This is a genomic window from Streptomyces shinuiensis (assembly GCF_043660855.1).
In the GTDB taxonomy this organism is placed as follows: Bacteria; Actinomycetota; Actinomycetes; order Streptomycetales; family Streptomycetaceae; genus Streptomyces.
In genome coordinates this window covers 5,008,303-5,030,386 of record NZ_JBIHML010000001.1, presented here as the reverse complement: position 1 = coordinate 5,030,386, position 22,084 = coordinate 5,008,303, and the positions used below count along the sequence as shown (strand labels likewise).

At 74.9% G+C, this 22,084-nt stretch carries 22 protein-coding genes; 7 read left to right on the top strand and 15 right to left on the bottom strand.

All coding sequences use genetic code 11. The features are described 5' to 3' along the window. Positions 1-29: 29 nt before the first annotated feature. Together ACGRHY_RS22780 and ACGRHY_RS22775 are read right to left on the bottom strand one after the other, a co-directional pair. Positions 30-239 carry a hypothetical protein gene (locus tag ACGRHY_RS22780; RefSeq protein ID WP_394637170.1) on the bottom strand — a complete coding sequence of 70 codons (210 nt, stop codon included), beginning with the start codon at positions 237-239 and terminating at the stop codon, positions 30-32. Between the two features lie 233 nt (positions 240-472). Continuing rightward, on the bottom strand, positions 473-715 hold the full coding sequence (locus ACGRHY_RS22775; RefSeq protein ID WP_093850830.1) for a DUF8836 family protein: 243 nt from the start codon (positions 713-715) through the stop codon (positions 473-475). Between the two features lie 246 nt (positions 716-961). Here ACGRHY_RS22775 and ACGRHY_RS22770 point away from each other — a divergent pair, with 246 nt between their 5' ends. After that, positions 962-2,281: a serine/threonine-protein kinase gene (locus ACGRHY_RS22770; RefSeq protein WP_394637169.1), complete on the top strand. Its 1,320-nt coding sequence runs from the start codon at positions 962-964 to the stop codon at positions 2,279-2,281. Positions 2,282-2,301: 20 nt separating this feature from the next. Here the strand turns inward: ACGRHY_RS22770 and ACGRHY_RS22765 are convergent, their stop codons facing one another. From ACGRHY_RS22765 to ACGRHY_RS22735, 7 genes are all read right to left on the bottom strand, one after another. After that, the gene (locus tag ACGRHY_RS22765) at positions 2,302-2,514 is read right to left on the bottom strand and encodes a hypothetical protein (protein ID WP_394637168.1); all 213 of its coding nucleotides are present in this window, start codon (positions 2,512-2,514) and stop codon (positions 2,302-2,304) included. Positions 2,515-2,760: 246 nt separating this feature from the next. Then, positions 2,761-3,561, bottom strand: a complete 801-nt coding sequence (locus ACGRHY_RS22760) for a TrmH family RNA methyltransferase (RefSeq protein ID WP_394638168.1) — start codon at positions 3,559-3,561, stop codon at positions 2,761-2,763. An 83-nt stretch (positions 3,562-3,644) separates the two neighbouring features. Next, the gene (gene cobA / locus ACGRHY_RS22755; RefSeq protein ID WP_394637167.1) at positions 3,645-4,877 is read right to left on the bottom strand and encodes a uroporphyrinogen-III C-methyltransferase; all 1,233 of its coding nucleotides are present in this window, start codon (positions 4,875-4,877) and stop codon (positions 3,645-3,647) included. A 177-nt stretch (positions 4,878-5,054) separates the two neighbouring features. Further along, on the bottom strand, positions 5,055-8,342 hold the full coding sequence (gene cobT, locus ACGRHY_RS22750) for a nicotinate-nucleotide--dimethylbenzimidazole phosphoribosyltransferase (protein ID WP_394637166.1): 3,288 nt from the start codon (positions 8,340-8,342) through the stop codon (positions 5,055-5,057). A gap of 203 nt (positions 8,343-8,545) precedes the next feature. Beyond that, positions 8,546-9,784 (bottom strand): precorrin-6y C5,15-methyltransferase (decarboxylating) subunit CbiE, encoded by a 1,239-nt coding sequence (gene cbiE / locus ACGRHY_RS22745; protein ID WP_394637165.1) that lies wholly within the window; start codon positions 9,782-9,784, stop codon positions 8,546-8,548. Between the two features lie 173 nt (positions 9,785-9,957). Next, on the bottom strand, positions 9,958-10,623 hold the full coding sequence (locus tag ACGRHY_RS22740; protein WP_394637164.1) for a GNAT family N-acetyltransferase: 666 nt from the start codon (positions 10,621-10,623) through the stop codon (positions 9,958-9,960). A 120-nt stretch (positions 10,624-10,743) separates the two neighbouring features. Further along, positions 10,744-11,466, bottom strand: coding sequence for a MetQ/NlpA family ABC transporter substrate-binding protein (locus tag ACGRHY_RS22735; protein ID WP_394637163.1), 723 nt, complete (start codon positions 11,464-11,466; stop codon positions 10,744-10,746). A 539-nt stretch (positions 11,467-12,005) separates the two neighbouring features. Here ACGRHY_RS22735 and ACGRHY_RS22730 point away from each other — a divergent pair. After that, entirely contained in the window at positions 12,006-12,374 is a 369-nt protein-coding gene (locus ACGRHY_RS22730; protein ID WP_394637162.1) for a hypothetical protein, read from the top strand. Beyond that, positions 12,367-12,795: a hypothetical protein gene (locus tag ACGRHY_RS22725; protein WP_394637161.1), complete on the top strand. Its 429-nt coding sequence runs from the start codon at positions 12,367-12,369 to the stop codon at positions 12,793-12,795. The genes ACGRHY_RS22730 and ACGRHY_RS22725 overlap by 8 nt, the downstream gene beginning before the upstream one ends. Positions 12,796-12,881: 86 nt before the next feature. Here ACGRHY_RS22725 and ACGRHY_RS22720 read toward each other — a convergent pair whose 3' ends face one another. Beyond that, positions 12,882-13,409 (bottom strand): GNAT family N-acetyltransferase, encoded by a 528-nt coding sequence (locus ACGRHY_RS22720; protein WP_394637160.1) that lies wholly within the window; start codon positions 13,407-13,409, stop codon positions 12,882-12,884. Positions 13,410-14,155: 746 nt separating this feature from the next. On the opposite strand from ACGRHY_RS22720, the gene ACGRHY_RS22715 reads away from it, so the two are divergent. After that, on the top strand, positions 14,156-14,836 hold the full coding sequence (locus ACGRHY_RS22715) for a lysophospholipid acyltransferase family protein (RefSeq protein ID WP_394637159.1): 681 nt from the start codon (positions 14,156-14,158) through the stop codon (positions 14,834-14,836). Between the two features lie 74 nt (positions 14,837-14,910). Here ACGRHY_RS22715 and ACGRHY_RS22710 read toward each other — a convergent pair whose 3' ends face one another. After that, positions 14,911-15,513 carry a hypothetical protein gene (locus ACGRHY_RS22710; RefSeq protein WP_394637158.1) on the bottom strand — a complete coding sequence of 201 codons (603 nt, stop codon included), beginning with the start codon at positions 15,511-15,513 and terminating at the stop codon, positions 14,911-14,913. A gap of 202 nt (positions 15,514-15,715) precedes the next feature. Here ACGRHY_RS22710 and ACGRHY_RS22705 point away from each other — a divergent pair, with 202 nt between their 5' ends. Then, complete coding sequence (locus ACGRHY_RS22705; protein ID WP_394637157.1) at positions 15,716-16,423, top strand: carbonic anhydrase; 708 nt, start codon at positions 15,716-15,718, stop codon at positions 16,421-16,423. 18 nt (positions 16,424-16,441) lie between these two features. Here ACGRHY_RS22705 and argH read toward each other — a convergent pair whose 3' ends face one another. From argH to ACGRHY_RS22690, 3 genes are all read right to left on the bottom strand, one after another. Further along, entirely contained in the window at positions 16,442-17,908 is a 1,467-nt protein-coding gene (gene argH, locus ACGRHY_RS22700) for an argininosuccinate lyase (protein WP_394637156.1), read from the bottom strand. A gap of 171 nt (positions 17,909-18,079) precedes the next feature. Next, positions 18,080-19,276 (bottom strand): argininosuccinate synthase, encoded by a 1,197-nt coding sequence (locus ACGRHY_RS22695; protein ID WP_394637155.1) that lies wholly within the window; start codon positions 19,274-19,276, stop codon positions 18,080-18,082. Then, the gene (locus ACGRHY_RS22690; RefSeq protein ID WP_394638167.1) at positions 19,273-19,779 is read right to left on the bottom strand and encodes a PLP-dependent transferase; all 507 of its coding nucleotides are present in this window, start codon (positions 19,777-19,779) and stop codon (positions 19,273-19,275) included. Before ACGRHY_RS22690 ends, ACGRHY_RS22695 begins: the two co-directional genes overlap by 4 nt. Before the next feature lie 457 nt (positions 19,780-20,236). Between ACGRHY_RS22690 and ACGRHY_RS22685 the strand changes: the two genes are divergently transcribed. Together ACGRHY_RS22685 and ACGRHY_RS22680 are read left to right on the top strand one after the other, a co-directional pair. Beyond that, positions 20,237-20,746: a GNAT family N-acetyltransferase gene (locus ACGRHY_RS22685; protein WP_394638166.1), complete on the top strand. Its 510-nt coding sequence runs from the start codon at positions 20,237-20,239 to the stop codon at positions 20,744-20,746. A gap of 163 nt (positions 20,747-20,909) precedes the next feature. Then, the gene (locus tag ACGRHY_RS22680) at positions 20,910-21,476 is read left to right on the top strand and encodes a GNAT family N-acetyltransferase (protein WP_394637154.1); all 567 of its coding nucleotides are present in this window, start codon (positions 20,910-20,912) and stop codon (positions 21,474-21,476) included. Between the two features lie 45 nt (positions 21,477-21,521). Here ACGRHY_RS22680 and ACGRHY_RS22675 read toward each other — a convergent pair whose 3' ends face one another. Further along, complete coding sequence (locus ACGRHY_RS22675) at positions 21,522-22,082, bottom strand: arginine repressor (protein WP_394637153.1); 561 nt, start codon at positions 22,080-22,082, stop codon at positions 21,522-21,524. Positions 22,083-22,084: the final 2 nt, after the last annotated feature.

Sequence of the window (22,084 nt, the reverse complement as noted above, 5' to 3'; positions counted from 1 at the left end):
GGGCCGCTCTCCCGAGCCCGGGGTCTGTGTCAGAGCCCCAGTAGTCCGGCCACGGACGACGCCTGTGTGATCACCGCTTCCGCACCGCCGAAGACGACGGCCAGCAGGACGGCCAGCGGAAGGACCATGACGGCGGCCACCAGCGGGTGGCGGTGTCCGCCCGGCCGGGTGCCGAGGGCGGCGAGGTCCGCCGGGCGGCCCTGCGTCCGGGACGCCGGGCGCTGTGCTGTGTGCGCCATGGTTCCGCTCCTGTCGTGGTACGGGGCGGCGGGCGTCCGACCTCGGGGGACGAGTGCTGCACCCGCCGCTTGAGAACAACACTAGGAGCGGAGGGCGCCCCATGGCGTCATGCCCGCGTACCGAGCGGAGGCCTCCCGCAGGATGACTCCGGTCCGCCCCGGGTACTCCCCAGGGTGGAGAGGTGCCCTCCCGGGCCAGGGACTTCCCGGAGGGGGAGGGCCCGGGCCGCCGGTCAGCGCGCCGGCTCCTGCGCGGCGTCCTCCCGCGGCACCGGGTGCTCGACCAGGGCCAGCACCCGGTTGGCCATGAAGCGCGCGGTGCGCACCACCGTGCCGCTGCGGGTGATCTCGCTCACCTCCACCACTCCCCTGCGCACCTGCGTCTCCACGCGCCGACCCGCACGCGTGGCCGCCATCTCATAGGTACGGGTGGTGTCTCCGGCGTCCACCACGATCTCCACCCAGTCGCCCTTCATCGTGCGATCCCCCTTCCGGGAAGGCCTGTAGGACGCTCTCTGAGCAGGGCTTCTCCCGCCCCTGACTGCCGCGCGCCCACTCCTTGAGTCTCCCACCGGGCACTGACAACCGGCATGGTCCGCATGCGCGGCCTGTCGGCGTGGGGGGGCCGCAGTCCGTAAGCTGTGGCACGTCAGAGGGACCGGGCAGTGCGGGGTCGCCCCACCGGGGCGGGACGGGCTCCCGGCCGGAGGTAGGGGAAGGACATGGCGATGATGCGGCTCCGGCGCGAGGACCCGCGAGTCGTCGGCTCGTTCAGGCTCCACCGGCGGCTGGGCGCGGGCGGCATGGGCGTGGTGTACCTCGGCTCCGACCGGCGCGGGCAGCGGGTGGCGCTGAAGGTGATCCGGCCGGATCTCGCGGAGGACCCCGAGTTCCGCTCGCGCTTCGCTCGCGAGGTGTCGGCCGCCCGCCGGATCCGCGGCGGGTGCACGGCCCGGCTGGTGGCGGCGGACCTGGAGGCGGACCGCCCGTGGTTCGCCACCCAGTACGTGCCGGGTCCGTCGTTGCACGACAAGGTGAACGAGGAGGGCCCGCTGCCCGCCGCGCAGGTCGCCTCGATCGGCGCGGCGCTGGCCGAGGGGCTGGTGGCGGTGCACGAGGCCGGCGTGGTGCACCGGGACCTGAAGCCGTCGAACATCCTGCTGTCGCCCAAGGGCCCGCGCATCATCGACTTCGGCATCGCCTGGGCGACCGGCGCCAGCACTCTCACGCACGTCGGCACGGCGGTGGGCTCCCCGGGCTTCCTGGCACCCGAGCAGGTGCGTGGCGCGGCGGTGACCCCGGCGACGGACGTGTTCTCGCTGGGCGCGACGCTGGCGTACACGGCGACCGCGGACTCGCCTTTCGGACAGGGCAGTTCGGAGGTGATGCTGTACCGGGTGGTGCACGAGGAGCCCCAGCTGCACGGTGTGCACGCGGCGTTGGCGCCGCTGGTGCGGGCGTGCCTGGCGAAGGATCCGGAGGACCGGCCGAGCACGCTGCAACTGTCGCTGCGGCTGCGGGAGATCGCCGCCCGGGAGGCGCGCGGACTGCCGGAGGGAGCGGCCACGGGAGCGGCCGTACGTCCGTCCCGGCCGGCCGGGAAACGGGCCGAGCAGTATCTGCGGCAGCACACCTCGCGCGACGGCGACCGTCTCTCGGGCGGCCGCGGCTCGCAGGGGGCTCCCGGCCGCACGGGCCTCGCGGGCCGGAACGGGGCGGGCACACCGGTCCGGAACACCGCCCGGCCGTCGGCAGGAGGGCGGGCGGGCGGCACCGCGGGAGGGTTCCCGGCCCGGCGTCCGGTGCGCACCGCGGGCGGCACACGGCCTGGGCCGCGGCGGCCGGCGAACCCCCGTCTGCTGCGCCAGCGCCTGGTGGTGTTCGTGACGGTGACGCTGCTGGTCGCACTCGGCATCGCGGCGGCACAGGGCTGCCAGGGGCCGGCGCGGGGGCTGGGACGTCCCGCGGATCCGGCCGTCGGGACCGGAGCCGGGACCGGGACGCCGGACTCCGCCGGCCCGGTGAATCGCCCGGCTCGTTGACGCCCCGTCACCCACGGCGCCTACAGCGCGCGGAGCGCGGACAGGACGGTCAGGCACAGCGGGAGGGTCGCGGCGAAGGCGCCGCCCGCGTGCAGCACGGCTTCGGGGAAGGGGCTGCCCGCGGCGCCGGAGAGGATGCCCGCGATCAGGGCGACGAGAGCGGAGAACAGGACGGCGACCAGGACCCACAGGGCTCTGACCACCGGGGGGTGTGAGACGGGCTGGGTGCTCATCGGTCGTCTTCCTTCCCTTCGGGAGGACGGCCGGAGTGAGCTCGAACAGCCCCAGCCCGACCGCCCTCTGGATGGGGCAAAGTCGAGATCTGCACCCCCAGTACAGACCTGCGTTTCATCGACGTGAGCGGGCCGGGTCGGCGGTTGACCCGCCGCCGGCCGCGCCGACCGAGTACTGGCGCGTTCACTTTATCACCCAGTGTCACCAGATGCCCGCTTTGGCGGACAGCGGACACACGGACGGACTCACCCCGCGGCAGGGCCGGTCGCGTAGAAGGCCACGGCCGCGGCCGCGGCGACGTTGAGGGAGTCGACGCCCGCGCTCATGGGGATCCGCACGGCCACGTCGGCTGCCGCGACCGTGGACGGGCGCAGCCCGTCCCCCTCGGAGCCGAGGATCAGGGCGAGCCGGGGGTACCGGCGGGCCGCCAACTCGCCGAGACCGACCGCGTTCTCTTCCAGGGCGAGCGCCGCCGTGACGTATCCCGCCTCCCGCAGCACCCCGACACCCCCGGGCCAGGACTCCAGCCTGGTCCACGGCACCTGGAGGACCGCGCCCATGGAGACCTTGACCGAACGCCGGTAGAGGGGGTCGGCGCAGTCCGGGGAGAGCAGCACCGCGTCCATGCCCAGCGCCGCGGCGCTGCGGAACAGTGCGCCGACGTTGGTGTGGTCGTTCACGGCCTCCAGCACCGCCACCCGGCGTGCTTCCGCCAGCAGGTCCGCCGGGCTCGGGAGGGGCTTGCGGCGCATCGAGGCCAGGGCCCCGCGGTGCACGTGGTAGCCCGTCACCCGCTCGGCCACCTCCGGGCCGACGCTGTAGACAGGCGCCCGGGCCGCGGCGACCACGTCGCGCATCGCCTCGGCCCACCTGGGCGTCAGCAGCATCGACCGCATCTCGTAACCGGCCGCGAGGGCACGCCGGATGACCTTGTCGCCCTCGGCGATGAACAGGCCCTCCGCCGGTTCGCGCACACGCCGCAGCCGGACGTCGGTCAGGCCGGTGTAGTCGCCCAGGCGCGGGTCGCCGGGGTCCTCGACGGCGATCGGGCCCCGGACCGCCCCGGTCCCGCCTTCCGGCGCGGCGGTGTCCGTATCCTCCGCCCCGGCCCTCCCGGCCTCCGGCGCCGTCACCGGCCGGTCCCGGCCCGGTTCACGCCGACCACCTCGCCGACGACGACCACCGCGGGCGGGCGTACACCCTCCTTCTCGACCGTGCGCGCCGCGGTCGCCAGGGTGGCGTCCACCCGGCGCTGACCGGCCATGGTGCCCTCCTGGACCACGGCGACGGGCGTGTCCGGGGCCCGCCCGTGCTCGATGAGAGCCTCTGCGATGGCCTCGATGCGCTCCACCGCCATCAGCATCACCAGGGTGCCGCGCAGCTTCGCCAGGGCCGCCCAGTCCACCAGCGAACGCGGGTCGCCGGGGGCGACATGGCCGCTGACGACGGTGAACTCGTGAGCCACCCCGCGGTGCGTGACCGGGATGCCCGCGGCGCCGGGCACACTGACGGAGCTGGAGATGCCCGGCACCACGGTGACCGGGATCCCGGCCTCGGCGAGCGCCTGCGCCTCCTCCATGCCGCGGCCGAAGACATAGGGGTCGCCGCCCTTGAGGCGTACGACGAACCTCCCGGCCCTGGCGTGCTCCACGAGCGCGGCGTTGATGGCCTCCTGGGCCATCGCCCGGCCGTAGGGGATCTTGGCCGCGTCTATCACCTCGACGTGCGGCGGCAGCTCGTCCAGCAGGTCGCGCGGGCCGAGCCGGTCGGCGATCACCACGTCGGCCTCGGCCAGCAGCCGGCGGCCGCGCACCGTGATCAGGTCCGGATCGCCCGGGCCTCCGCCGACCAGGGCGACGCCTCTCCTGCGGGCGCGGTGCCGGGGGGCGGTCAGTGTGCCGTCGCGCAGGCCCTCGACCACGGCGTCGCGCACGGCGGCCGAGCGGCGCGGATCGCGTCCGGTGAGGACGGCGACGGTGACGCCCTCGCTGCGCCCGGTGGCCGGGGTCCAGGCGGTGGCTGCGTCGGCGTCGTCGCTGCGGACGCACCACACCCTGCGCTCCTCGGCCTCGGCGGAGGCGGCCGCGTTGGCCTCGGCGTCGTCGGTGGCGACGACCGCGTACCAGGCACCGTCCAGATCACCCGGGCGGTAGGCGCGGCGCTCCCAGCGCAGCTCACCCGCCTCGGCCATGGCCTCCACCGAGGGGGTGGCCGAGGGCGCGATCACCAGGACGTCGGCGCCCGCGGCCAGCAACGTGGGCAGCCGCCGCTGGGCGACGGTCCCGCCGCCGAGGACGACCACACGGCGCCCGGTCAGACGCAGGCCCACGGGATAGGCGGGGTGCGCGAAGTGGTCGGACATGACGGTGCGGCTCCTTGGCGGATCGCGGGCCGCTGCGGCGGTGGAGCGGCGGGGAACGGGCTGCGGACGCAGCGGATGCGGGCAGCGTACGACGCGGCGGCCCGGGCCCGCTGTGCCGCAGGTCACCGGAAGGGCCCGGGGCCTCCCGGCGACCTGTGGGCGGTACGGCGGGGCGCGTCAGTTCTTCTCGGTGACGCCCGCCGAGTCGAAGGTGGCGACCTCGTGCATGGCCCGGGCCGCGCTCTGCACCACCGGCAGGGCCAGCAGGGCGCCCGTCCCCTCGCCGAGCCTCAGGTCGAGGTCGATCAGGGGGCGAAGGCCCAGCTTGGTCAGTGCGGCGACATGGCCGGGCTCCGCGCTGCGGTGACCGGCGATGCAGGCCGCCAGCGCCTCGGGCGCGACGGCCCGCGCGACCAGGGCCGCCGCCCCCGCGCTCACTCCGTCGAGGACGACGGGGGTGCGCAGCGAGGCGCCGCCGAGGATCAGCCCGGTCAGCGCGGCGTGCTCCAGTCCGCCGATCGCCGCCAGGACTCCGAGGGGGTCGGAAGGATCGGGCCGGTGCAGTTCCAGGGCACGGCGCACCACCTCCACCTTGCGGGCGTGCATCTCGTCGCTGACACCGGTGCCACGACCGGTGACCTCGGCAGGGTCGGCTCCGGTGAAGACCGAGATCAGCGCGGCGGAGACGGTGGTGTTGGCGATGCCCATCTCACCGGTCAGCAGCGCCTTGTTGCCCGCCGCCACCAGATCGCGGGCGGTCTCGACACCCACCTCGACCGCGCGCAGCACCTCCTCGCGGGTGAGCGCGGGTCCGGCGGTGAAGTCCGCCGTACCGGGCCGCACCTTGCGCGGCAGCAGACCGGGCGCGGACGGCAGGTCGGCCGCCACGCCCACGTCCACCACGCAGACCTCGGCGCCCACCTGGTTCGCGAAGGCGTTGCAGACCGCGCCGCCGGCCAGGAAGTTGGCGACCATCTGCGCCGTGACCTCCTGCGGCCAGGCGGTGACGCCCTGGGCGTGCACCCCGTGGTCCCCGGCGAAGACGGCGACGGCCGCGGGTTCGGGGATCGGCGGGGGGCACTGCCGGGCCAGACCGCTGAGCTGGGCGGAGATGATCTCCAGCATGCCGAGCGCGCCGGACGGCTTGGTCATCCGCTTCTGGCGCTCCCAGGCCTCGCCGAGCGCCTTGGCGTCCAGCGGGCGGATGCCCGCCAGGGTCTCGGTGAGCAGGTCGTGCGGCTCCTCCGCACCGGGCAGGACCCGGCGGCCGTAGGACTCCTCGTGGACGACCCAGGACAGCGGGCGGCGCTTGGACCAGCCCGCCTGCACCAGCTCGGGCTCGTCCGGGAAGGCGTCCACGTATCCGATGCACAGGTAGGCGACGACCTCCAGGTGCTCGGGCAGACCGAGGACCCGGACCATCTCGCGCTCGTCGAAGAAACTGACCCAGCCCACGCCCAGGCCCTCCGCGCGGGCCGCGAGCCAGAGGTTCTCCACCGCCAGGGCCGAGGAGTAGGGCGCCATCTTCGGCTGGGTGTGGCGGCCGAGGGTGTGGCGGCCACCACGGGTGGGGTCGGCGGTGACGACGATGTTGACCGGGGTGTCGAGGATCGCCTCGACCTTCAGCTCCTTGAACTGCTTGGCACGGGCCCGGGGCAGCGACCGGGCGTACGCGTCGCGCTGGCGCATGGCCAGCTCGTGCATCGTCCCGCGGGTCTCCTCGGAGCGGATGAGGACGAAGTCCCACGGCTGGGAGTGGCCGACGCTGGGGGCGGTGTGGGCCGCCTCCAGGACGCGCAGCAGCACGTCGTCGGGGATGGGGTCGGAGCGGAAGCCGTTGCGGATGTCGCGCCGCTCGCGCATGAGGCGGTGCAGCGCCTCGCGTTCGGCCTCGTCGTACCCCGGGGCGGCGGGGGCGGGGGCGGGGGCGGGGGCGGTGCCGGCGTCGCTCGGGGTGCCTTCGGCCGCGGCGGTGCCGGCCGCCTCCGGCGTCTCGGGCCCGGGCGCCCGCTCGGCGGCGGGTACGGCCGGCTCGCCGTCGGCGGGCGGCTGTGCGTCGTCCTGCCGGGGGGCCTCGGCGGTGACCGCCACGGCCTCCATCACCTGCGGCCCGGCACCGGGCACCGCCGCCACGGCGAGCTGCTGCTCGGGGGCCGGCGCGGGGGCCTCGGCCGCGGGTGTCGGCACGGGCTCCGGCGCGGGGGCCGCGGGCTCGGCGGGGACGGGCTCGGACGGCGCCCGGACCGGCGCGGGTTCGACCACCGCGGGCTCGGGGACGGGGGCCTCGGCCACCTCCTCGGAAGTGGTTTCCGCAGGGGCGGGTTCGGCGGGGGCGGGTTCGGCGGGGGCCGCCTCGGCCCGGGCTTCGGCCGACGCCTTCACCGGGGCCTCCGCCGCGACGGGTTCCCCGGCGCCTTCCGGGTTCTCCGGGTTCTCCGGGGCCTTCGGCGTTTCGGGCCCGGATGCCTGCTCGGCGGCGGGCCGGGGCTGCTGCGGTTCCGCGTCCTGCGGCTCGTCGGTGGTCTGCGGGCCGGGACCGGCCACGGCGGGCTCGGGTACGGAGGGCTCGGCCGCCTCGGCTTCCGCCCCGGGCACGGGCTCCGGCTCCGGCGCGGGAGCAGGGGCGGGAGCCTCGTCCACCGGGGCCGGCACGGGCTCCCGGGAGTGCGGCTCGGCCGCCTCCGCATCGGGCACGGGCTCCGGGGCGGGAGCCTGGGCCTCCGCAGTCGGCGCCTCGGCGGCCTCCGGGGTGGTAGGCATCGCGGCGAGGTCCGGGCCGGGCAGCGGCTCGGCCGGCCATCCGGCCGCAGGCCGCACGGGAGCGGGCCCGGGTTCCGCCACCGGGGCCGGGGGCCCCGGCGCCCAGGCGCCGGGCTGCACCGGGTCGGACGGAAGCGTGCCGGGCTGCTGCGGCCCGGGCTGCGCGGCAGGAGCGGGCGCGCCGGCCTCGGGCGCCTCCGGGGAGGAGGCGGCCTGCGCCGCGGGCTCCTCGTGGGCGACGTCGAAGTACTCGGGTCCCGTGGTCGGTGGTCCCGGCCGCCGCACGGGAACGCCCTGGGGGGGCGTGGGCGCCGGAGCCGCCGGGGCGCTGCTGCGGTCGGCGAGCGTGCGCACCACGCCGGACTGCTCGGGCACGGGCGGCCCCAGGTGCGGTGGCCGGGGAGGCGCCGCGGCGGTGCGGGGCGCATGCCCGTGGGCCGTCTGCGCGGGGTACTGCGCGTATCCGTCCGGCTCGCGCGGGCCGGGCACGGAGGCGGGCGCGGGTGCCTGAGGCTGCGCGGACGCCGCCGCCTCGCCCCATCCATGGGAGCCGGGCAGCAGCAGATCGTCCTCGTAGCCCGACGCCACACCTTCGACCGGGCCCGCGAAGGTGTACGTGCCGGGTGCCGGTGCGCCCGGCTGCTCCGGCTGTCCGCCTGCGTTCTCCGGCTGCCCCTCGCCCGGGACCCGGCCGGTGTCAGTCATGCGTACCCCTCGCCCATCGGTAGTGCTCCTTCCAGCCCCAGCGGGCGCCCGCCGTGCCCCCGCCTGAACCATCCGGACATCGACAGACAAAGTGTCGATACCGGCTGGCGGCACAACGGTCCATCAGCCTACCCGCCACCGGACCCCTCAGAGGGCGGGGGTGGGCGACTGACCCCGGTTGGTCCGGTTCGTCTCGGACGAGATCACATCCGGCTGCCGGACAGCAGGAAGACGACAGCGCGTTCGCGTTCCGTCCACTCCCGGGTGTCCAGTTCCAGGGACTGGAGCAGGGCGCACTCCACGGTGTACCCGCCGTCCGCCAGCACCCGCCCGACCGCCTCGGCCTCGTCGCGGGTGGAGGCGTGTGTGACGATCCTCTCGGGCCTGCGGTCGGCGCAGGCGGCGACCGTACGCACTCCTCCCCCGCCGACGCGCACCACGTCGGGTTCGGGCAGCGCCTCCAGCGCCAGGGGCGCGATGCCGTGCACGACCTGGAGCTGGACGCCGAAGTGCCGTGCGGCGGCGGACATCCGCGCACAGGCGGCCGCGTCGCGCTCGACCGCGAGGACCGCGGCGCCGAAGCGGGCGGCCTCCACGGCGACGGCTCCGCTGCCCGCGCCGATGTCCCACACCAGGTCGCCCGGCCTGGGGCCGAGCCGGGCGAGCTGGGCGGCGCGCAACTGCGCGGAGTCCGCGGTCCCCGGCGCGGCCGCCCGGGCGTCCTGCCCGGTGTACTCGGCGGCCGGCAGGGCCCAGCCCCGCACGGCGGGCGGGTGGTTCGGATCGCGTCCGGCCAGCCATCCGCCCTGGCCCGCCGCGCCGGGCCCGGCCGCGGCCGCCGAACCTCCCACCACGATCACGACGTTGGGGTCGCGCCAGACGTGGTCGGCGGCCTTGTCGGAGGTCAGTACGGTGACCCGCTCGCGGTCGGTGCCCAGGGCCTCGCAGATGAAGAAGGTGCGGTGCACCCCCTCCAGCAGCAGGGCCAGTTCGGCGGGCCCGGCGCCGGGCGAGGTCAGGACGGCGACCTTGGTGTGGGCACGGCAGACGTTGACGGCGCGGCGCAGGGTACGGCCGTGGGCGACGACGATCTGGGCGTCGTCCCAGGGCATCCCCGCGCGGGCGAAGGCCGCGGCGACGGAGGAGACGGCGGGTACGACCTCGACCTCCAGGCCGTACTCGGGTGCGCGCAGGGTGCGGACGACTCCGAAGAAGCCCGGGTCGCCGTCGGCGAGGACCACCGCGGTGCCGCGGTGCCCGGCGATACGGCGGGCGGCCAGCGCCACGCTGCCCAGCCGGATGCGCTCGGCCCCGGGCGGGACCTCGGGAAGGGCCAGATGGTGGGCGGCGCCGGCGACGAGGGTGGCGGCTCCGAGGGCGGCGCGGGCGGCCTCGGTCAGCGGTGAGCCGTCCCAACCGATCACGGTGACACGGTCGGCCATCGTCGGCTCTCTCCTGGCGCGTCGCGGGGCGGGGGCGGAAGGCGGGGCGGGGATGTGCGCGGGGTGCGGTACCGGTGGGGCGGCGGGGTCGCCGCAGTGAGGCTACCGCGCCCGGCGCGGGGAGCCGGCCGGGGCTTCGCGGCCCGAGCTTCACGGCTCGGGCCTCCGGGCCGTCAGCGCCAGTCGGGGTAGGCGGAGTAGCTCCCGGCCTCGGGGTAGGCGGAGTAGCCGCCGACGCCGTCCGCCTCTCCCGGCCCGTCCTCCAGGTCCTCCGGCAGGAGGCTCCACACGATCAGGTCGGTGCGGATGTCGGTCCAGCTCCCGTCCTCGGTGCGGGTGCGGGCTATCCAGGCGTTGCGCAGCACGCCCTCGCTGACGCAGCCGACCTTCTGCGCGACCTGCTGGGAGGCGGTGTTGTCGGCCGGGGTGCGGATCTCCAGCCGCTCGAACTTCCGGTCCTGGAAGAGCCACTGGACGGCGGCGAGCAGCGACTCCGCGGCATACCCCTCGCCGCGTGCCCAGGGTGCGATCACGTACGCGGCCTCGGCCGACAGCACCCGCCAGTCGGTCTTGCGCAGATGGACGGTGCCGACCAGGCGCTGGGTGAGGAACTCGTTGACGGCGAAGACGATGCCGCGTCCCTCGGTCCGCTCCCCGGGCGCCCCCCGGGCGATCCACTCCCGGGCGTGCTCCTCGGTGTAGGGGACGGGCACGGAGGTCCAGGCGGTGACCAGTTCGTCGTTCATCATCTCGGTGAACGCCGGGGCGTCCTCGGTCTCGAGGGGACGCAGCACGAGCCGTTCCGTGCTGATCGAGATCTCCGGGAAGATGGATGTCATGCGCCGCTCCAGCCTGACGGGGTCGAGTGCACAGCATGCAGCATCACCCCGGCGGCGTGCAGCGCGGGCCCCGGCGGTGAGCCGGGCACCGCCGGGGCCCGGCTCACCGCCGTACCGGTGTCAGGAGGCGCCGGAGGCGGCCACCACCGAGCCCCGGTACTCCTCCCCGATGAAGTCGGCGACCTCCTCGGAGGCCGGCAGGTCGGCCGGCTTCCCCACCCGCGGGTCGTCCTCGGCGCCCTCCTTGACGACGCGGAGGTTGACGTAGGGGTTGCCCTCGGCCTCCTCCAGGGCCAGAGCGTCCCCGGCGGGCTCCGGGCCGGCCTCGATGGCGTAGTTGCCGTCGATGACGGCGGCGTCCACGTCGTCGAGGGAGCGGGGCAGCGCGGCCGCCTCCAGCTCCTTGAACTCCAGGCCCCTGTCGTCGGTGATGTCGGCCAGGGTGGCGTCCTGCCCGGCGCCTTCCTTCGGTTCGATCAGGCCGTGGTCGTCCAGGAGCTTGAGGGCGCGGCCCTCGCCGGTGGTGTCGTTGGGCACCGCGACGGTGTCGCCGGTGCCGAGTTCGGAGGCCTTCTCCGGAGTGGAGGAGTACAGGTCCAGCGGCTCCAGGTGGACGCCCGTCACGGGCACCAGGCGAGTGCCCTGCTCGGCGTCGACGTCGTCCAGGTGGGGCTTGTGCCGGAAGTGGTTGGCGTCGGCCTCGCCGTTCCCGGTGGCGGTGCTGGGGAGGACGTAGTCGGTGAACTCCCTGATCTCCAGCTTCAGTCCGGCCTTCTCGGCCAGATTGTCCCTGACGAAGCCGAGGACGTCGGCGTGCGGCGTCGGGGAGGCGGCGCCGGGCACGGGAGGCCCCTGACGAAGGAAGGGGTGGGAACCCGCGGTCCGGTATCACGCCCGGGGCGGACGGACGGCGGGCGAGCGCGGGGCCGAGCACATCCGGCACCCTCCCGGCGGACTGCCGGGAGGCTCAGGTCTCGCTTCGGGGCGCGAGGCGGCTCAGGCGGGGCCCTCAGCGGTCCCACATTCGACACATGCGGCGAGCACCGTGCGTCGTGGTCGCCCCGGTCGCACGGATGAGGCAGCTCGTCGCGGTCATGCGGAGCATGCAAAGCAGACCTCTGGCCGCTACGCGCAAAAACGGATGCCTTTGTCCGGATGCTGGACAGCCGAGGTGCGCGACGACCGGTCCGTCCGGCTGCGGAAAGAGCCGTCGCACCCGTTGCCACCTGCACGGAAGCTGTTCTCGGGCCACCAGGGCAGCGGCCCGGCCTGTGGTCGAGGCCACGGTCGGCAGGGATCCGGAAAAGCTTCGGAGCGGCTTCGGGAGCGGCTTCGGGAGGGGTCGTTTCGTCCGCGATGACGGACTCGAATACAGTGCCGACATGCTCACCCCGCTGACGGTCGCGGTCGCCGTGGCCGCGCTCGCCCTGGCCGCCTGGTGCGGCTTCGCGGCCTACCGGGACCAGCCGACCAAGGACTGGCACTTCGCAGGCATGGCCGTGGTGACCGTACTCGCCCTGGTGCAGCTGGTCGTCGGCGTCGTGCAGCTCGCGCGCGGCGAGAAGCCCGACGGCGGCACGGTGGTCTTCGTCTCCTACCTGCTGGGCGTGGCGGCCTGCGTGCCGGCGGTCGGCTTCGTGTCGCTGGCCGAGCGCACCCGCTGGGGCTCGGCGACGGTCGCCGCGGGCGCGGTGGTGATGGCCGTGCTCCAGGTGCGGCTGTACGACGTGTGGGGAGGCGGGCATGGCTGAGCCCTCGGGGCCCCCGGCCTCGTCGGGGCTGAACCGCGGACCGGGCCGGCCGCTGGTCACGCTGTACGCGGTCTTCGCGATCGGCGCGACCTCCCGCTCGGTCTACCAGCTCTCCACCCGCTTCGACGAGGCGCCGCTGGCGTACGTCCTCTCGGCGGTGGCCGCGGTGGTGTACGTGGTGATCACCGTCGCCCTGGTCCGCGGCGGCAGGGGCGCCCGCCGGGTGGCGCTGGTGTGCTGCTCCGCCGAGCTGGCCGGGGTGCTGACGGTCGGCACCTGGACGGTGCTGGATCCGTCGGCCTTCCCCGACGCGACCGTCTGGTCGGACTACGGCCTGGGATATCTGCTGCTTCCGCTGGTCCTGCCGGTGATCGGCCTGCTGTGGCTGCGCCGCTCGCCCGCCGGGGCCGAAGCGGCCTGACCGGCCCCGGCCACGCGCACGGGGCGCCCCGGCGGGGATCCCCGGCGGGGCGCCCCGTGCGCGTGCGGGATGCGTACGGGGCGCGGTCAGGCGCTGGCGGCGTACGTCCGGGAGACGTCCCCGCCCGCCGGCGAGGGCTCCGGCGCCTTCTCCAGTGTCACCATGCTCAGCCGGGGGGAGACCCGGTCGGTGGCCACCGGGGTGTAGCCGAGCCTGCGGTAGAGGCGGATGTTGCCCTCGCTGCGGTGTCCGGTGGACAGCCGGTAGCGCCTGGCGGACCGCTCCCGCGACAGCCGCTCCTCGACCGCGGACAGCAGCCTCCTGCCGAGCCCGTGTCGCTGCATGCGGGGGTGGACGATCAGCTTGCCGATCACGGCCGTGCCGCCGTCCTCGACACGGCCGCGTACCGAGCCGACGACCTCCTCGCCGAGCCGGGCCACGAGCACGCAGCCGCGGGCCAGTTCGGCGCGGAGGTCGTCGAGGGTCTGGGTGAGCGGCTCGATGCCGTAGTCGCCGTAGAGCGCGGCCTCGGACTGGTAGCACAGGTACTGCAGTTTGAGGATCTGCTCGACGTCTTCGTCCGTCGCCGCCGAGATGGTCACGCTCGTTCCCATGTGCGCACGTCTCCCATGTCTCGTCGCGTCCGGGCGCACATGTTGAACGAGGGTCGCACGCCCGAACTGTCTGCCCTGATGACGCCGGTGGTTCACCGCACCTTCCCCCTGGTTCGGGGGGTGCAACCTCCGCCGTGAGCATTCTGCGCAGGCAATCGATGCAACGGGAACGAATCGGCCCGAGACCGCCCTGTGAGATTCCCAACTCGCCGGCCGCTTGCCGGCAGACGGGGTACCGGTGGGAGAGCGGCACGGTGAGGACGGCGGGTCGGTGGGAGCCCCCTCCCGCGTCACGGCTGCCGTGGTGGCACGGGGGACGCAACGGTCGCGCGGGCCGCGAACGCGCCACCCTGCAGGGCCGTGCGTCCCCGGTCCGCGCCTCTCCCCCGACCGCCGCCGGCCGCCGCCGCGGCTGCGGCCGGTCCCGGCACCGCCGCGCCCGCGCCCAGCACCGCCGTGCCCAGCACGGTTCCGCGGTCCGGCCTCCGCGCCTGCCCCATGGGCACTCCTCTCGCCTTCACACGCCTGTGACCGTCCCGCACCCGACAAGCAACGGAACCCGCGCATGGTAGGTGTGCGTCACTTCGACACGGGAGGCCGCGCGCGAAACGAGGCGTGAACAGCTGACAAATCACGCCATCACGGGGTATCCGTGGGACGAACCCGGCGCGCACCCGCCGGCGACCGGCGAGTACCGTACCGACCTGCGCGGGTGCGCGCGCTGACCACCACGACCGGAGGGCACGTTGTCCCGTTTCCTGCTCATCAAGGCGCTGCTCGGCCCGCTCCTGCGCGTGCTGTTCCGTCCGCAGGTCGAGGGAGCGGGGCGGATCCCCGGCAGCGGCCCGGTGATCCTGGCCGGCAACCACCTGACCTTCATCGACTCGATGATCCTCCCGCTCGTCGTCGACCGGCAGGTCTTCTTCATCGGCAAGGACGAGTACGTCACCGGAAAGAGCCTCAAGGGCCGTCTGATGGCGTGGTTCTTCACCGGCGTCGGCATGATCCCGGTGGACCGCGACGGCGGCCGCGGCGGCGTCGCGGCACTGATGACCGGCCGCCGGGTACTGGAGGAGGGCAATGTCTTCGGCATCTACCCGGAGGGCACCCGCTCCCCCGACGGCCGCCTGTACCGGGGCCGCACCGGCATCGCCAGGCTGACGCTGATGACCGGCGCGCCGGTCGTCCCGTTCGCGATGATCGGCACCGATCGTGTGCAGCCGGGCGGCAGCGGACTGCCCCGGATCGGACCGGGCCGCCGGATCACCGTCCGCTTCGGCGGGCCGCTGGACTTCTCGCGCTACGACGGCATGGACCGCGACCGCTATGTGCTGCGGGCCGTGACCGACGAGGTGATGAGCCATGTGATGCGCCTGTCCGGCCAGGAGTACGTGGACGTGTACGCCACCAAGGCCAAGGCAGCCTGAAGCGCCGTCCGGCCCCCGGGGTCCGGTACCGCCCGCGGCGGTACCGGACCCGTCGTTCTCCGCCGGCGGACGGCTCACCGGGGCGGGCGCCCGCGTGGTCCGGCCGGCGCGGCGGCGGCTCCTTCCGGAACACCGTGCGCGAGGACCAGTTTGAGCAGCAGCACCACGGGCAGCCAGGCCATTCCACCGGGTGCGGTGACCAGCGGCGCGACCATGGCCCCCAGACCGACGGCCCCCAACGCCACCGGGAGCCGGAGGGGTTCGCGGACCCGGGCCACCAGCACGGAGCCGGTCAGCGCCCAGAAGTACCACAGGGGGCCCCACCGCCAGGGCCCGCCGTCGAAGGCGAGGCCGGCGGCGACCGGCTGGACGTGCGCGGCGGTGAAGCCCACCGGATGGTGCAGGAAGCGCCCCGCCGCCCCCGTCCCCGAAGGCGGCGGCGAGTGGTAGAAGCGCTTGGCCGTGTCCAGCCCGTTGGCCACCACACCCCCCGCCAGATCCCACACGAGCAGCAGGCCCAGTACCCACTGCCACCAGGCCCAGCCCTCGTCCCGGCCGTACACCGCGAGGACCGCGCACCCGGCTGCCGCCACGGCGTGGGCCAGGCCCTTGTCCACGGATGTCGCGCCCGTACCGAAGAGCCAGTCCGGCCTGCCGGTCCTCCCGGACTCCCGCACCTTCCGCGTCCCTCCTCCTCGTCGCCACCGGCGCCGGCGAGCGCCGCGGTCCACGGCACCGCGAACGGATGTCCGGACAGACACTCACTCCCGCGGGTGACCGTGTCCCCTACGGCGCACCCGGGTTCACTCCTTCCGGCGGCATGCCCCGGCCCGGAGCTGTCCATGCTTCCCCAGGACACCGACAGACCTGGAGGAACACGTGCCGCGCTCGCCGATGAACCACCGCTGGACACTGCGCGGAGCCGCCTGCCTGCCCGGCGGCGCTCCGCGGAACATCCGGCCGGGCGGCACAAAGGGCGCGGAGGCGGAGGGCACCGGCACCGGTGAGCGGCGGCTCGCCCCCGCCGACGCGCTGCGGCTGCTGCGCGAGGGGAACGGCCGCCGGCCCGGGAGGGGCGCGAGGAGGGGAGACGGCGGGTGCTCCGCCGCCCGGCGCCCCGTCGCCGCCGTTCTGGCCTGTGTGGACTGCCCGGTGCCGCCGGAGACGCTGTTCGGCCAGGAGCCCGGCGCACTGCTGGTGATCCGCACCGCCGCGCACGCCCTGGACGCGATGGTCGAGGGCAGCGTCGAGTACGGGCCGGTGGAGCTGGGCGTGCCGCTGGTGGTCGTCCTCGGTCACGAGCGCTGCGGGGCGGTGGCAGCGGCGCTTGAGTCGCGTACGGCCGGCACCCGGCCGCCGGCCCATCTGGCCGTGGCCGCCGCCCGGTTGGCGGCGGCCTGCCGGGACGGCTCGGGGGTGCCGGGCGACGCGGTGGAGAACACCGTCCGGGCACAGACGGACCGGGTCGTCGCACACCTGCGCGACGACCCGGTCCTGCTGCCGCTGCTGCGGCGGGGCGAACTGGAGGTGGTCGGAGCCCACTGCCGCGAGGAGACCGGCGAGGTGGAGTTCCTCACCGGTCCCTGACAGCCCCCTGCCGGGTGGTCAGACCACGGCGCCCGGGCGGGCCTCCCCGGCCCACTCCCGCTGCCGGGCCAGGTCCTCCCTGACCTCGGCGAGCTGGGCGGCGACGGCGGACGGCGCGGTGCCGCCCCGCCCGTCGCGGGAGGCCAGGGCACCGGAGACGCTCAGCACGGTGCGGACCTCGGGGGTGAGGTGCGGCGAGATCCGCGCGAACTGGTCGTCGGTCAGCCCGTCCAGCTCGACCCCGGCGGCCTCGCAGACCTTGACGCACTCCCCCGCGATCTCGTGCGCGTCCCGGAACGGCACGCCCCGCTTCACCAGCCACTCGGCGACATCGGTGGCCAGGGAGAAGCCGGCCGGGGCCAGCTCGGCCATCCGCTCGCGGTTGACGGTGAGGGTGGCCATCATGCCGGTGAACGCCGGGAGGAGGATCTCCAGCTGGTCGCAGGAGTCGAAGACCGGCTCCTTGTCCTCCTGCAGGTCGCGGTTGTACGCCAGCGGCAGCGCCTTGAGGGTGGCCAGCAGCCCGGTGAGGTTGCCGATGAGCCGGCCGGACTTGCCGCGCGCCAGCTCGGCGATGTCCGGGTTCTTCTTCTGCGGCATGATCGACGAGCCGGTGGAGAAGGCGTCGTGGAGGGTGACGAAGGAGAACTCCTTGGTGTTCCAGATGATCACCTCCTCCGCGATCCGGGAGAGGTCCACGCCGATCATCGCGGTGATGAAGGCGAACTCGGCGACGAAGTCGCGCGAGGCGGTGCCGTCGATGGAGTTGGCGGCCGAGCCGTGCTCGAAGCCGAGGTCGGCTGCGACGGCGCGGGGGTCCAGGCCGAGCGAGGAACCGGCCAGCGCCCCCGACCCGTAGGGCGAGACGGCGGTGCGCGCGTCCCACTGCCGCAGCCGTTCGGCGTCCCGGGACAGCGCCTGGACGTGGGCGAGGACGTGGTGGGCGAAGAGGACCGGCTGGGCGTGCTGGAGGTGGGTGCGGCCGGGCATCGCCACGTCCGGGTGCGCCTCGGCCAGGGACACCAGGGCCTCGTTCAGGTCGGCGAGCAGACCGCCGACGATCCGGGCGTGGTCGCGCAGGTACATCCGGAACAGCGTGGCGACCTGGTCGTTGCGGGAGCGCCCGGCGCGCAGCTTGCCGCCCAGCTCGGGGCCGAGGCGCTCCAGCAGACCGCGCTCCAGGGCGGTGTGCACGTCCTCGTCGGCGACGGTTCCGGTGAAGGTGCCGTCGGCGACATCGGCGGCCAGCCGGTCGAGGCCGGCGAGCATCTTCTCCAGCTCGTCGGCGGTCAGCAGCCCGGCTCCGTGCAGCACCCGGGCGTGGGCGCGCGACCCGGCGATGTCGTAGGGGGCCAGCCGCCAGTCGAAGTGGACGGAGGCCGAGAGGGCGGCCAGCGCCTCGGCCGGTCCGTCGGCGAACCGGCCGCCCCACAGCCGTACGTCACCGCCTGCGGCGGGGGGCGGGGTCTGGGGGGCGTTGGTCATCGGTGCTCCTCGTGCGCTTACCGGTCGTACTGGGCGTGCCGGTCGGTATCGGGCGGTATCGGATGTCGGCGGGCCGTGCCGGCCCCGGCCGGGACGGAAAGGCGCCCGCCTCTCCCACCACGGGGCGGAGGAGACGGGCGGTGCGCGGTGTGCGGCTGCCGCGGGGGCAGGTTACTGCGCGAGGTCCCGCTCGGCGGCGATCTTGCTGCTCATGCCGAAGATCTCGATGAACCCCCTGGACATCGACTGGTCGAAGGTGTCGCCGGTGTCGTAGGTGGCCAGGTTGAAGTCGTACAGCGACTTCTGGGAGCGTCGGCCGGTGACGGTGGCCCGGCCGCCGTGCAGGGTCATCCGGATGTCGCCGGACACATGCTCGTTGGCCTCCTCGACGAAGCCGTCCAGGGCCCGCTTGAGCGGGGAGAACCACAGGCCGTCGTAGACCAGCTCGCTCCACCGCTGCTCGACCTGCCGCTTGTAGCGGGCCAGTTCGCGCTCGACGGTGACGTTCTCCAGCTCCTGATGGGCGGTGATCAGCGCGATGGCGCCCGGCGCCTCGTAGACCTCGCGGGACTTGATGCCCACCAGACGGTCCTCGACCATGTCGATCCGGCCCACACCCTGGGCCCCGGCCCGCTCGTTGAGCTGCTGGACGGCCTGCAGGACGGTGACGGGCCTGCCGTCGAGGGCCACGGGGACGCCCTTGTCGAAGGTGATGACCACCTCGTCGGCCTCGCGCGGGGCGGCCGGATTCCGGGTGTAGTCGTAGACGTCCTCGGTCGGCGCGTTCCAGATGTCCTCCAGGAAGCCGGTCTCCACCGCCCGCCCGAAGACGTTCTGGTCGATGGAGTAGGGCGACTTCTTGGTGGTGGCGATCGGCAGGCCCTTGTCCTCGGCGAAGGCGATCGCCCTGTCACGCGTCATGGCGTAGTCCCGTACCGGCGCGATGCACCTCAGCTCGGGGGCGAGGGAGGAGATGCCCGCCTCGAACCGCACCTGGTCGTTGCCCTTGCCGGTGCAGCCGTGGGCGACGGTGGTGGCGCCGTGCTTCCTGGCGGCGGCCACCAGGTGCTTGACGATGGCCGGCCGGGAGAGGGCGGAGACCAGCGGGTAGCGGTCCATGTAGAGCGCGTTCGCCTTGATCGCGGGGAGGCAGTACTCCTGGGCGAACTCGTCCTTGGCGTCGGCGACCTCCGCCTCGACGGCGCCGCAGGCGAGCGCGCGCTTGCGGATGACGTCCAGGTCCTCTCCGCCCTGGCCGACGTCGACGGCGACGGCGATGACCTCGGCGCCCGTCTCCTCGGCGATCCAGCCGATGCAGACGGAGGTGTCCAGGCCGCCGGAGTAGGCGAGTACGACGCGCTCGGTCACGGGGGACTCCTTAGGATGCATGCGGTAACTAGTATAAGTATGCACTCCTCCGCATGGTTCGTCAAAGCGCCGCCCGCCTCGCCGCGGAACGGCGGGTCGGCGGGGTTGCGGCGGGGCCCGGCCTCCGGGGGCGGGCCGCCCCGGAGGCCGGGCCCCGCAGGTCGGCCGGGTCGGCCGGCACGATCGGGCTCGCGTAAGCGCCGTGGCGGTGGCCGGATCCGAACAGCCGCAGCCGTCCCGGCATCGCCTCCACGGCGGGCCCCCGAACCGGGCCCGCTCGGGCCCGAACAGGCCCGAGCGGCCGAGGGGTCCCGGCGCCACAACTCGTGGCCGGGGTCGCCGGGCAGCGCCGGGTAGACCGCACCGCGCACCCCGCCCTGCTCCCGCGGCCGGCGTGCCAGTTCCAGGGCCTGGTGCCGGTGCCGGTCCGGCCGGACGCCCAGGGTGCGCAGTCCCCGCAGGCCCAGGCAGGTGTCGGCGTCGTCCACGCCGAGGGAGCGCATCTCCTCGGTGAACCGGTCCGCCCCGGGCATCGTGTGGGGTGGCGGGGAGGAGTGGTCGGACAGCGCTCCGTCGATGTCGAAGACCCGCGCCCCCGGTATCCGCCGCGCGGCGCCGCGGTGTGCGCCCACCGAGGCGTCGAGGACGACCGGCCCCGGCCGGCCCAGCCGAGACGCGAGCCGGCCGGTGCCGACCAGCGGGCCGGGGAGCGGGCCGAGCGGCTCCGGGGCGCTCACCGGGCACCGTCCGCGGATCCGGTGGGACGCCATCTGGCCTGTCCGGTTCACCGGCGCCCGTCCGCCGCCTTCCCGCGCACCCGGCGCACCCGTACCCCGGGCCCCTTGCCGCCCGCCCCGCCCGACCGCCCGACCGCCTGGCGAAACGGCCTTGCGGCCAGGCCCCGGTAAGGGGTTCCATCCGGTCGTGCGAACCGAACGCGTCAACAGCACCGCGCAGGCGATCACCCGTCTGTCCCACGCCGGACTCCTCGCCGCGGCCCGGGACCTGGCCGCCCTGCTCCGCGACGCCGTCGAGGGCGGCTCCTCGATCGGCTTCCTCGCCCCGCTCGACCCCGCCGAGGCAGAGTCCTGGTGGGAAGGTCTGGCGCCCGAGGTCGCCGACGGCCGGACGGCGGTGTGGGCCGCTCGGAGCGGCGGCCGGGTCCTGGGAACCGTGCAGCTCAGGTTCTGCGGCACGCCCAACGGCCGCCACCGCGCGGAGGTCGCCAAGCTGATCGTGCACCGGGACGCCCGGGGCCGGGGACTGGGCCGGCGGCTGCTGGCGACGGCCGAACGGGAGGCCGCCGGCGCGGGGATCTGCCTGCTGGTGCTGGACACCCAGACCGGCAGCCCGGCCGAGCGCCTGTACCGCTCGGCCGGCTGGGCCGAGGCCGGCACGATCCCCGGCTACGCCGCCGACACCGAGGGCGTGCTCCGGTCCACGACCCTCTTCCACAAGAAACCGCTCTGAGCCGGCGGACAGCGGCGGCCGGCCGCCGTTCACCGGCTGGTTCCGCGCGGCGGGCGCCGCCGGCGTGACGGCGGACCCGATCATGGCGGTCACCGGAGGCGGCGGGACCACCGCGACCACACGCCCCTACCGACACCCGCGAGCGACCTTCCGAGGAGTCCCCATGTTCAGTGCCCCTCTCGGCGACGGCGCGGAGCTGTGCCCCCTGGAACCGTGGCAGGCGGCGGAGCTGGCCGCGTACACCGACCGGGTGCGCGGCCATCTGGCGCCCTGGCTGCCGTGGGCGCACACCGTCACCGACACCGCCTCGGCCCGGGCCTTCCTCCAGCGGTACGCCGACAAGCAGGCCGCCGACGAGGGCCGGATCTACGGCATCCGGCAGGACGGCGAACTGGTGGGCGGCATGCTCTTCCGGCTGTTCAGCGCCTCCGAGGGCTCCTGCGAGCTGGGCGCCTGGCTGGCGCCCGGGGCCCAGGGGCGCGGGCTGGTCACGACCGCCGCCCGGCGCATGGTCGACTGGGCGGTCGGGGTGCGCGGCCTGGCGCGGATTGAGTGGCTGGTCTCCCCCGACAACGGCCCCAGCATCGCGGTGGCCCAGCGGCTGGGCATGACGCACGAGGGTACCCTGCGCAGCGTGTTCTCCATGGGCGGCCGCCGTCACGACCTCCAGGTCTGGGCCCTGCTGGCACACGAGTGGCAGGCAGCCGCCGGGAACGGCGCAGGCGGCTGACGGCGCGCGTCCGGCGCGGCCCGGACCCCGGCCGGAAACCGGACCTCAGGTGCCGTTGCCCTGGTGGGAGTTCTTCTGCGCCAGCCGCAGCAGATGGTCGGCCAGGGCCTGCCCGCCGGTGGGGTGGCGGCTGATCAGCAGCAGGGTGTCGTCGCCGGCGATGGTGCCGATGATGTCGTGCAGCTCCGCCTGGTCGATGGCCGAGGCGAGGAACTGGGCGGCGCCGGGCGGGGTGCGCAGCACCACCAGATTGGCCGACGCCTCGGCGGAGATCAGCAGTTCGCCCGCCAGCCGCGCCATCCTCGCCTCGCTCGCGGACTCCCCCAGCGGAGCCCGGGGTGTGCGGTCGCCGCCCTCGCCGGGGACGGCGTAGATCAGTTCACCCCCGGTGTTGCGGATCTTCACCGCGCCCAGCTCGTCCAGGTCCCGGCTGAGCGTCGCCTGGGTGACGCTCAGCCCGTCGTCGGCGAGCAGCTTGGCGAGCTGGCTCTGGGACCGGACCGGCTCGCGGTTCAGGATCTCCACGATCCGGCGGTGCCGGGCCGTACGCGTGTGGGGTACGGCCGGGCCGCCGTGATTGCCGCCCTGCGCCTGCGCCTCGGTCATCG